Below are 1,442 nucleotides of genomic sequence, written 5' to 3' on the forward strand. Positions count from 1 at the left end.
CCTGTATAGCGCGCGCGTCTCGCATGCATCGCGCATCACATGTGCCGCACGTCGTCGCACGACAGTTCTGAGGGCCTCCGGCATCAAGGGATTTCCCAACTCCCCGCAAGTCCCCGCGTCCCCGCAAAACCGCTGATCAGCGCCACCGCAGGACCGTGCGGGAGTCCCCGCAGGACTCCCGCCAAGTCCCCGCACTCCCCGCAACAGCCCAGCAACCGAACCGAGGTGAACCGTGAGCACCGCCACCGCTACCGCCGTACCGCAGACCTTCACACCCCGGCCCTACCAGGTCGACGCCATCGAGGCCCTGCGCAAGGGCTGGGCCGCCGGCACCAACCGGCTCGCCGTCGTCCTCCCGACCGGCGCCGGAAAGACCGTCGTCTTCTCCCACCTGGCACACCTGATGCTCGACACCCTCAACGGCGGCCGCGTCCTCGTGATCGCGCACCGCGAGGAGCTGATCGAGCAGGCCGCGGCCAAGCTGCTGGCCGTCGACCCGATGCTGCGGGTCGGCATCGTCAAGGCGCAGCGCGACGACCACGCGGACGCCGATGTAATCGTGGCGAGCGTCCAGACCCTGGCCGTGGCCAAGCGTCGCGAGGCCATCCGCGACATCGGCCTGGTCATCGTGGACGAGTGCCACCACGCCGCGGCCCGCACCTACATGGAGGTACTCGAACACTTCGGCGCCTGGCGCGGGGTTCCCGTCGCCGGGTTCACCGCCACGATGACCCGCACCGACGGCGGCCTGGCCGAGGTCTGGGAAGACGTCGTCTTCCGTCTCGACATCCTCGACATGATCGGCGACGGATACCTGTGCGACGTCCGCGGCAAGCGCATCACGGTCGACAGCCTGGACCTGGACAAGGTCCGGACCCGTGGCGGCGACCTGGTCGACGGGCAGCTGGGTAAGGCGCTGGAGGACTCGGGCGCGCTGGACGCCATCGCCAAGGCCTACGTCGACCACGCCGGGGACGTGCAGGTGCTCACCAACTGCATGGTCTTGACGGAAGGTTTCGACGCCCCGCACACGTCCTGCGCCGTCATCGCCCGCCCCACCAAGAGCCCGGGTCTCTACGTCCAGATGGCCGGCCGCGCCCTGCGCCCGGCACCCGGGAAACGGGATGCCCTGCTGCTCGACGTCATGGGCGCCTCGACCCGCCACAAGCTCGCGTCGATGGTCGACCTGACCGAGCGTGAGATCGGCCAGGCCGAGGAGGGCAAGACGCTCCGCCAGGTCGCCAAGGAGGCCGCGGCCGCCGAGAAGCGCAGGGTCCTGACCGCGCGGGTCGAGGCCGAAGAGTTCAACCTGTTCGGCTCGTCCGCGATCCGCTGGCTGCGCACCCCCGAGGGCACGTGGTTCATCCGCCTGACCGGCGCCATGTTCCTCTTCCTCCAGCGCGACCCCGGCACCCGGCTGTACCGAATGCGCCGCTGGACGG

General features: G+C 69.9%; 1 protein-coding gene. It reads left to right on the forward strand.

Annotation, left to right across the window (positions count from 1 at the left end):
- Nucleotides 1-232 precede the first annotated feature (232 nt).
- Nucleotides 233-1,442, forward strand: a 1,210-nt coding sequence (locus tag ACFV9G_RS29860) for a DEAD/DEAH box helicase (protein WP_378733112.1), incomplete at its 3' end; no start/stop codon positions are given.

Source organism: Nocardioides sp. NPDC059952, from assembly GCF_042730435.1.
GTDB lineage: Bacteria > Actinomycetota > Actinomycetes > Propionibacteriales > Nocardioidaceae > Nocardioides.